This window comes from Mycobacterium sp. (assembly GCF_008709575.1).
In the GTDB taxonomy this organism is placed as follows: domain Bacteria; phylum Actinomycetota; class Actinomycetes; order Mycobacteriales; family Mycobacteriaceae; genus Mycobacterium.
Genome location: NZ_VYIK01000075.1, coordinates 9,159 through 17,168, shown reverse-complemented (window position 1 = coordinate 17,168; position 8,010 = coordinate 9,159). Strand labels below are relative to the sequence as shown.

8 protein-coding genes are annotated in these 8,010 nt (G+C 67.2%); 5 read left to right on the top strand and 3 right to left on the bottom strand.

Going from position 1 to position 8,010, the window contains the following annotated elements:
* A partial coding sequence (locus F6Q13_RS15150; protein WP_293058079.1) for an MmpS family transport accessory protein occupies positions 1–401 on the top strand: 401 nt, incomplete at its 5' end.
* A 10-nt stretch (positions 402–411) separates the two neighbouring features.
* On the opposite strand, the gene F6Q13_RS15145 is transcribed toward F6Q13_RS15150, so the two are convergent.
* Complete coding sequence (locus tag F6Q13_RS15145) at positions 412–1,107, bottom strand: ferritin-like fold-containing protein (protein WP_293058076.1); 696 nt, start codon at positions 1,105–1,107, stop codon at positions 412–414.
* A gap of 357 nt (positions 1,108–1,464) precedes the next feature.
* On the opposite strand from F6Q13_RS15145, the gene F6Q13_RS15140 reads away from it, so the two are divergent.
* On the top strand, positions 1,465–2,952 hold the full coding sequence (locus F6Q13_RS15140; protein WP_293058074.1) for a DEAD/DEAH box helicase: 1,488 nt from the start codon (positions 1,465–1,467) through the stop codon (positions 2,950–2,952).
* Positions 2,953–2,973: 21 nt separating this feature from the next.
* Positions 2,974–4,188, top strand: coding sequence for a PQQ-binding-like beta-propeller repeat protein (locus tag F6Q13_RS15135; protein ID WP_293058072.1), 1,215 nt, complete (start codon positions 2,974–2,976; stop codon positions 4,186–4,188).
* Between the two features lie 4 nt (positions 4,189–4,192).
* On the opposite strand, the gene F6Q13_RS15130 is transcribed toward F6Q13_RS15135, so the two are convergent.
* The gene (locus F6Q13_RS15130) at positions 4,193–4,993 is read right to left on the bottom strand and encodes a ParA family protein (RefSeq protein WP_293058069.1); all 801 of its coding nucleotides are present in this window, start codon (positions 4,991–4,993) and stop codon (positions 4,193–4,195) included.
* 102 nt (positions 4,994–5,095) lie between these two features.
* On the opposite strand from F6Q13_RS15130, the gene F6Q13_RS15125 reads away from it, so the two are divergent.
* Both F6Q13_RS15125 and F6Q13_RS15120 read left to right on the top strand, forming a co-directional pair.
* On the top strand, positions 5,096–5,710 hold the full coding sequence (locus tag F6Q13_RS15125) for an acid phosphatase (protein WP_293058067.1): 615 nt from the start codon (positions 5,096–5,098) through the stop codon (positions 5,708–5,710).
* Positions 5,707–6,828, top strand: a complete 1,122-nt coding sequence (locus tag F6Q13_RS15120; RefSeq protein WP_293058064.1) for an isochorismate synthase MenF — start codon at positions 5,707–5,709, stop codon at positions 6,826–6,828. The genes F6Q13_RS15125 and F6Q13_RS15120 overlap by 4 nt, the downstream gene beginning before the upstream one ends.
* Before the next feature lie 695 nt (positions 6,829–7,523).
* On the opposite strand, the gene F6Q13_RS15115 is transcribed toward F6Q13_RS15120, so the two are convergent.
* Entirely contained in the window at positions 7,524–7,943 is a 420-nt protein-coding gene (locus F6Q13_RS15115; RefSeq protein WP_293058062.1) for a hypothetical protein, read from the bottom strand.
* Positions 7,944–8,010: the final 67 nt, after the last annotated feature.

Genomic DNA, 8,010 nt, shown 5'->3' with positions numbered 1-8,010 from the left:
CACTGCCGCCGGAGACAGTGACCACCGAGACGCCGCCGCCGCGAGCACCCACCAATACCGCCGTGCCCACCGAGCTGCCCACCGCAACTCCGCCGCCGGCGGCCAGTGCCATGCCACCGCCACAGCTGAACCCTCGCGCCTTCGTCTACCAGGTAACCGGTACCAAGCAGATCTTCGACCTGGTCAGTGTCGTCTACACCGACGAACAGGGCATGCCGCATACCGATCTCAACGTCTCGCTGCCCTGGTCGAAGACTGTGGTGTTAAGTCCGGGCGTACAGTTGACATCCGTTATCGCGACGAGCTTGATGGGACGACTGAACTGCGCGATCACCGACGCCGAGGGTCACGTGGTGGTCGCATCGGCCACTAACTCGATGATTGCCACCTGTACCCACTAGACCTGGGCGCTCAGGCCAGACCCAGTTCCCGCATCCGGGCATCGTGGGTGTTCTGCAACCGATCGAAGAACCCCGCCAGCTGCGTGAGTCCGTCGGTGCCCGACACCACCAGGTCGACCAACTCGTCGTGCTCGGCCAATACGTATTGGGCCTGGGTGATCGCCTCACCGAGCAGCCGACGCGACCACAGCGCCAACCGGCTGCGCTGTTTGGCGCTGCTAGTCACCGCGGCACGCACCTCAGCGACGACGAACTGCGAGTGGCCGGTCTCTGACAACGTCGCACGCACCACGTCGGCTACCTCATCGGGCAAACCATCGGCGATCTCGAGATAGAAATCGGCTGCCAGCGCATCGCCGACAAAAGTCTTGACCAAGGCCTCGAGCCAGGTGCTCGGGGTGGTCAACCGGTGATAGTCATCGAGGGCCGAAGAATACTTCGACATCGCGGCAACCACGTCGACACCGCGGCTTTCCAACGCCTCGCGCAGTACCTCGAAATGCCCCATTTCGGCGGCGGCCATTCGGGCCATCGAAATACGCCCTCGCAAGTTGGGTGCCATTCGAGCCTCGTCCGCAAGTCGGTAAAAAGCCGCGACTTCACCGTAGGCCAGCAGGGCGAACAACTCGTTGACACCGGGGTGATCCGCCGACAGCCCCGGCCGGGGCGGATCGGCTAACCGCTCGGCGCGCGAAAGCGGATTCATGACAACACCTTATGCCCGCCGGCGGCTACCCGCCGCGCCCGGCTGCACCGGGCTGGCGATCACCGACCCAAGCCCGCCGGCGGCGACCCGCCGCGCCCGGCTGCACCGGGCTGGCGATCACCGCTGGCCATGACTGGCTATGATGGCTAGCGGTGGTGGCGATGAACGGCGATGAAGCTCGATAGCCATCACTGGGAAATGTGCGTGCACGCAGTTGGCTCGCTTCGATTCGACGCAGGGCCTCCGCGGATCGGCTACGTCTTCGGTATGCACTCGTGCGCGCGTCGACCACGGTGACCCGGCCGAAAACGGCCGAAAACGAGCGAAAACTAAACTGAAAGGCACATCCGCCCACGCATGACCCCCGTATTACACGCGACCCAGTTGACATTTGCCAAACTCGGAGTCCGCGGCGAAATAGTCCGTGCACTAGTCGATGAAGGCATCGAACATCCCTTTGCTATCCAGGAGCTGACTCTGCCGCTCGCGCTGGCCGGTGACGACGTGATCGGCCAGGCCCGCACCGGCATGGGTAAAACCTTCGCATTCGGTGTGCCGCTGCTACAGCGCATCACTCGCGGCGATCAACCGCTCAACGGCATCCCGCGGGGCCTGGTCGTGGTGCCCACCCGCGAGCTCTGCCTGCAGGTACACGGCGACCTGTCCGCCGCCGCCAAGTACCTCACCGCCGACGACGGTCGCCCGCTATCAGTGGTGTCGATTTACGGGGGCCGACCCTACGAGCCCCAGGTCGAGGCGCTGCGCGCCGGCGCCGATGTGGTGGTCGGCACGCCCGGCAGATTGCTCGACCTGGCCCAGCAGGGCCACCTCCAGCTGGGTGCGTTGGCCGTGCTGGTGCTCGATGAAGCCGACGAAATGCTGGACCTCGGCTTTTTACCCGATATCGAACGGATCCTGCGCCAGATACCCGAAGGCCGCCAATCGATGCTGTTTTCGGCGACCATGCCGGGCCCGATCATCACATTGGCCCGCACCTTCATGAACCAGCCCACCCATATTCGGGCCGAAGCACCGCATTCCTCGGCAGTACACGACGCCACCGAACAGTTCGTCTACCGCGCCCACGCGCTGGACAAGGTGGAATTGGTCAGCCGGGTGCTGCAGGCCCGCGACCGCGGGGCCACGATGATCTTCACCCGCACCAAGCGCACTGCCCAGAAGGTGGCCGACGACTTGGCTGCGCGCGGCTTCGCTGTTGGCGCCGTCCACGGCGACCTTGGGCAGGCAGCCCGTGAGAAGGCGCTCAAGGCGTTCCGAACCGGCGACATCGACGTGCTGGTTGCCACCGACGTCGCGGCTCGGGGCATCGACATCGAGGACGTCACCCACGTCATCAACTACCAGTGCCCCGACGACGAGAACACCTATGTGCATCGCATCGGGCGCACCAGTCGGGCCGGGCGCCCCGGCGTGGCGGTCACTCTGGTGGACTGGGACGAGTTGCCTCGCTGGTCGCTGATCGACAAAGCCCTGGGCCTGGGCTGTCCCGACCCGGCCGAAACCTATTCGAGTTCGCCGCACCTCTACACCGAGCTGGGTATCCCGGCCGAGGCGGGCGGCGCTATCGGGGCGACGCGCCGATCGCCGGCTCCACGTAGCACCGTCAACAGCCGTGAGGGTAGGCAACCTCGAAACCCTACCCGGTCGCGACGCCGCACCCGCGGCGGCAAACCGGTGACCGGGCACCCACAGGCCAGCACCGCCGACAATGGTGAGGGCTCAGCGGAGAATCCTCCTGCCGTGGCATCCGGCAACGGCTCGCGCAGCAGGCGACGCCGTCGCCGACCACGCAAGGCCGCAAGCGCACCCGCCAACACCAACTGAGCCGACGCTCACGGCCGACCGATGGTCAAACCCGAACGTCGCACCAGAGCCGACCTGTTGGGCGCAGCCACAATCGTCGTGGTGATCGCCGCAGTCAGCGTCCTCATCTGGTGGACCAGCGACGCCCGAGCCACCATCAGCAGGCCGGCGGCCGTACCCGCGCCCAACCCGGCCGTGGCGCACGAGGTGCCCGGCTCCCTCCAACAGCTGTGGAGCGCCCACAGCGCAGCGACCACGGCACCGGTGGCGGTCGGAGGGACGGTGGTCACCGCAGCCGGACGGACGGTCGACGGCCGCGACCCGGCCACTGGTCAGGTGCGCTGGAGCTACGCCCGAGGCACCGAACTGTGCGCGGTGTCGTGGGTCTACCGGTACGCCGTCGCGGTCTACCGCGATGACCGCGGCTGCGGCCAGGTCAGTACGCTCGACGGCTCCACCGGCCAACGCGGGCCCGCACGCAGCAGCTACGCCGACCGGCACGTCGACGTATCCTCGGACGGCACCACGGTGCTGTCAGCGGGTGATACTCGACTGGAGCTATGGCGAGCGGACATGGTGAGGATGCTGTCCTACGGCGAAATCGACGCCAGGGTGAAGCCGTCCTCCAAGGGATTGCACACCGGATGCGCGCTGACGTCGGCAGCGGCGAGTTCCGTGGCGGTGTCGGTGCTGGAGGCATGCCCGAAACAGACCGACCTGCGGCTGACATTGCTGCGTCCGAGCAAAGAAGAAGACGAACCCGAGCAGCGGTATGTGCCTGAGCCGGGGATCGCCCCGGGATCCGGCGCCCGCGTGCTGGCGGTGTCGCAGACCAATACCGCGATCTACCTCCCGCGGCCAGCGCCCCGGGTCAACGTCGTCGACGCGGACGGCGTCACCGTGGCGAGCACGCTGCTGCCCAAGCCGCCGTCAGCGCCGGGGGCGGTGACAAAGCTCGGCAACCTGATCACCTGGTGGAACGGCAATGCTGTGCTGGTATTCGATGCCACGACGCTCGCCTACCGCTTCACCATCACCGCGGCCGGCCCGGTCGTTCCGCTGGGACCGGCGACGCTGATGGCGAACCGCCTGCTGGTTCCGGTCAGCGGCGGGATCGGTGTCTATGACCCGGCCACCGGCGCCAATGAGCGCTACCTGCCGGTGACCCGGCCACCGGGCACCTCTCGGGTGATCCCCGCGGTGATCGGGTCTCGCGTACTCGAGCAACGCGGCGACACCATCGTCGCGCTGGGCTAAGCTGTCAAGCCTCGAGGCCGAAGACCGGCAGCGGTGTACCTGACTTCCAATGCTGCAGCAGCGCGTGGGCCAACTCGCGGTAGGCGGCGGCGCCTTTGTTCTTGCGCGTGGCCAGCACCGACGACCCCGACGCGCTGGCCTCGGCGAAGCGAACCGTCCGCGGAATGGGCGGAGCCAGCACCGGCAGACCGTAGCGGTCGGCGACGTCAAGGAGCACGTCGCGGGTATGGGTGGTGCGGGGGTCATACAACGTCGGCAACGCGCCCAGTAGCCGCAGGTTCGCATTGGTGATCTGCTGAACGTCGGCAACCGTCCGCAAGAACTGACCGACGCCGCGGTGCGCCAAGGTCTCGCATTGCAAGGGCACGATCACCTCGTCGGCGGCCGTCAGCCCGTTGAGAGTGAGCACCCCCAGCGACGGCGGACAGTCCACGACAACCACGTCGAACTGCTCGACGAGCTTATCCAGCGCGCGCTTGAGCGCGTATTCGCGACCGGCCCGCATCAGCAGCATCGCCTCCGCGCCCGCCAGATCAATGTTGGCCGGTAGCAGGGTCATGCCCTCCGGGGTGGCGACCAAGGCAGCGTTGGGTTCCACCTCGCCGAGCAGCACCTCGTGGACCGAAACCGCAAGCTTGTCCGGATCGTGCCCGAGTGAGAACGTCAGACAGCCCTGCGGATCGAGGTCGACGAGCAGCACTCGTTGTTCCATCTCCGCGATCGCGGCTCCCAGCGAGGCCACCGTCGTCGTCTTGGCCACCCCGCCCTTCTGGTTGGCTATCGCCAGCACCCGGGTGTCAGTCACAAGCGCCGCCCCTTCTCATTGCCGCCGCGCGGTCACAGAGCCATCCTGACATCTTTCGCCGACTCCCCGGCGACAATCCCGCGTCGGGCAGAATCGGTCGATATGGGCCGGGAAAATAATCACGAAAACCATCGGCTGGTGCTGGTGCGTCATGGGGAGACCGAATGGTCGAAGACAGGGCAACACACCAGCCGTACCGACCTCGAACTCACCGAGACCGGGCGGAATCAGGCTGTGGCCGCCGGACAAGCGCTCGCAAAATTGCACCTCGACAACCCGGTGGTAATCACCAGTCCGCGCCGACGCGCAGTGGTGACCGCGGAGCTCGCCGGCCTGGTCATCGATGAGGAAACGCCGTTGATCGCCGAATGGGACTACGGAGCCTACGAAGGCTTGACCACCGCGCAGATCCGGGAATCGGACCCCGACTGGCTGGTGTGGACACATGGCTGTCCCGACGGCGAAACAACCACGCAAGTTGCCGAGCGCGCCGACGCGGCCGTCGCGCTGGCACTCGACCACATGGCGTCGCGCGACGTGCTGTTCGTCGGCCACGGCCACTTCTCCCGCGCGGTGATCGCCCGCTGGATCGAACTGGCTCTGATCGAAGGGAGTCGCTTCGGCATGGCCGCAGGTTCGGTCGCGGTCTGTGGCTTCGAGCACGGAATCCGCCAAGTCGCCGTGTTGGGCTGTCCACTTAGGGTCGCGCCCGGGTGACCCCAGAAGTGATCCGCCGGCGTTCTGAGCCGCCGTTCGTACTGTGCGGTCCGGCTGAGGCGCTCATCGCGGACGGCGTGCAGGGCCGGTACCGCGACGTAACCGGCGCACTAACCGCGTTGCGCTCTGGACGAGCACCAATCATCTTGGGCGCGTTGCCATTCGACGTTGCCCAGCCTGCCGCATTGATGGTGCCGGACGCGGTGCGACGCACGCAAGGGCTGCCCAACTGGCCGCGCGGCCCGCTGCCGCCGGTGCGGGTGGCTGCGGCCTTCCCCTCACCCGAGGAACACCGCGCGCGTGTCTGCACTGCGCGCGATCACCTGACCGCACCCAATAGCGCCCTGCGCAAAGTCGTGCTGGCCCGCGCGTTGCGGCTGGCCGGAGATGCGCCATTGGATGCTCGGATTATCCTGCGCAGGCTGACCGCGACCGACCCGCACGCCTACGGATATCTTGTCGACCTGACCTCGGCAGGCGGCCGCTATGCAGGTATGGCCCTGGTGGGTGCCAGCCCGGAACTGCTGGTCGCCCGCGACGGCGAACGGGTGGTGTGTCAGCCGTTCGCGGGTTCGGCCCCGCGGCTGGCCGACCCCCAGCTCGACAGCGCCGCGGGCGCCGCGCTCGCCGCCTCGACCAAGAACCTCCATGAACACCAGTTGGTCATCGATGCGATGCGTGATGCCCTGCGTCCGCTGTGCAGCGAGCTGACGATGGCGTCCACACCGCAACTGACCCGCACCGCGGCGCTGTGGCATCTCAGCACGCCGATGAGCGGCCGGTTGCGCAAGAGTTCTACTACCGCATTGGATTTGGCGTTAGCACTGCATCCCACACCGGCGGTCGGGGGCGTTCCCGCCGACGCCGCTGCGCAGCTCATCGGGAAGCTCGAGGGCGACCGTGGCTTCTACGCTGGCACGGTGGGCTGGTGCGACGCCAACGGCGACGGCCGATGGGTGGTGTCCATCCGCTGTGCGCAGCTGTCCGCTGACCGCCGCACCGCGGTTGCCCACTGTGGCGGTGGGATCGTCGCCGAGTCCGACCCGGACGACGAAGTCGCGGAGACCACAACGAAATTCGTTACCATTCTCTCGGCGCTGGGGATTCACTTCGACTAGCGATCGTGACGCTGGGGTCACGCTCGCCGCCCGCCGTGACGCTGGCGTCACGCTCACCGCGTCGGCGACGTCGAGGCGCTTGGGTGCCCCGACCGGGTTGCCGTGAGCGTCCCGGTAGTGCAGCGCCCGACGCACATTGTTGAGATCCACCACCACCGGACCTGCGGCGCGCACGTCACAACCGGCCCGATAGGGCAGCGGTCCGATCGCCCAAGAGGCGCTCAGACACCGACCGGCACGCCCAGGTTTGCCGGTGAAGGTGTGCGACATAGAGTGGCCGCTGCTGATCCGCGCCGCCCACTGGCCGCCGCGGTGGCTGAACACCGTTCAGCCTGGGTTGCATACCTCTTCGGCGTGCCGGCTTTCCGGCGGGCGTCACCCTCGGCGGCGCGTAACGTGTCGCCGGTCGGGGCAGCCGGCTGTTTTCGATGATGGTGATCGCCGCCCGCAACCCACCGATGTGCCGGTGCTGGTCGACATTGCCGGCGATGACCGCATGAGCCCAGCGAGCGCTGGCGCGTTCTTGCGCGCGTTCACTGCGCAGCTTCCTCACACACCCTCCCGGCCCTAACGCCAGTTCCCAACCTGACGCCAGCAGGCGTTATCGGGCGGATCGGCGTGTGTTTCGCGTGCTGAACGGAAATAGTGACACGATGATCCTCGCGTGGCGGTCTACCACCGCTCTTGAGCAGCACCTATCGGGTATCAGCCCTCGACCTGGTCGAACCAGGCCGAGCGGCGGCGACCCATCGCACCGCGGCCGGGCTGAACAGCAAAGCCAACACACTCAGCGCCACGCTCGCCACCGTCACCCCGGCCAGCGGACGAGCGGAGTCGACCGCCAGATACCACGCGACCGGCAACAGCAATAACTCGGTGACAACCGCGAGCCCGCGACCCCAGCGCCGGCCGACCATCAGCGCCCGCCCAGCGGCCGACACTGCGCCACCGACCAGGGCGAACCATCCTGCGGTTCCGAAACTATTGACTACTCGCTGATCGGCCCCGGTCAGGCCACGGAGCAGCAAAACAGCGGCCAGCGCCAGCGCCGCCACGCCCTGTAGGGCAACGATCAGCCCGGCTCCCCGCACAGCAGCCGGGACCGGATTGCTCATATCACCAGCGTAGTGGTGATCGCCAGCGCGGCGAAGCCGCGCGCCGCGGATCATCACCGCAAAAGCC

Coding starts and splice junctions, on each gene's coding strand:
- F6Q13_RS15145 (WP_293058076.1), bottom strand. CDS start 1,107: ATGAATCCGCTTTCGCGCGCCGAGCGGTTAGCCGATCCGCCCCGGCCG.
- F6Q13_RS15115 (WP_293058062.1), bottom strand. CDS start 7,943: ATGAGCAATCCGGTCCCGGCTGCTGTGCGGGGAGCCGGGCTGATCGTT.
- F6Q13_RS15140 (WP_293058074.1), top strand. CDS start 1,465: ATGACCCCCGTATTACACGCGACCCAGTTGACATTTGCCAAACTCGGA.
- F6Q13_RS15125 (WP_293058067.1), top strand. CDS start 5,096: ATGGGCCGGGAAAATAATCACGAAAACCATCGGCTGGTGCTGGTGCGT.
- F6Q13_RS15135 (WP_293058072.1), top strand. CDS start 2,974: ATGGTCAAACCCGAACGTCGCACCAGAGCCGACCTGTTGGGCGCAGCC.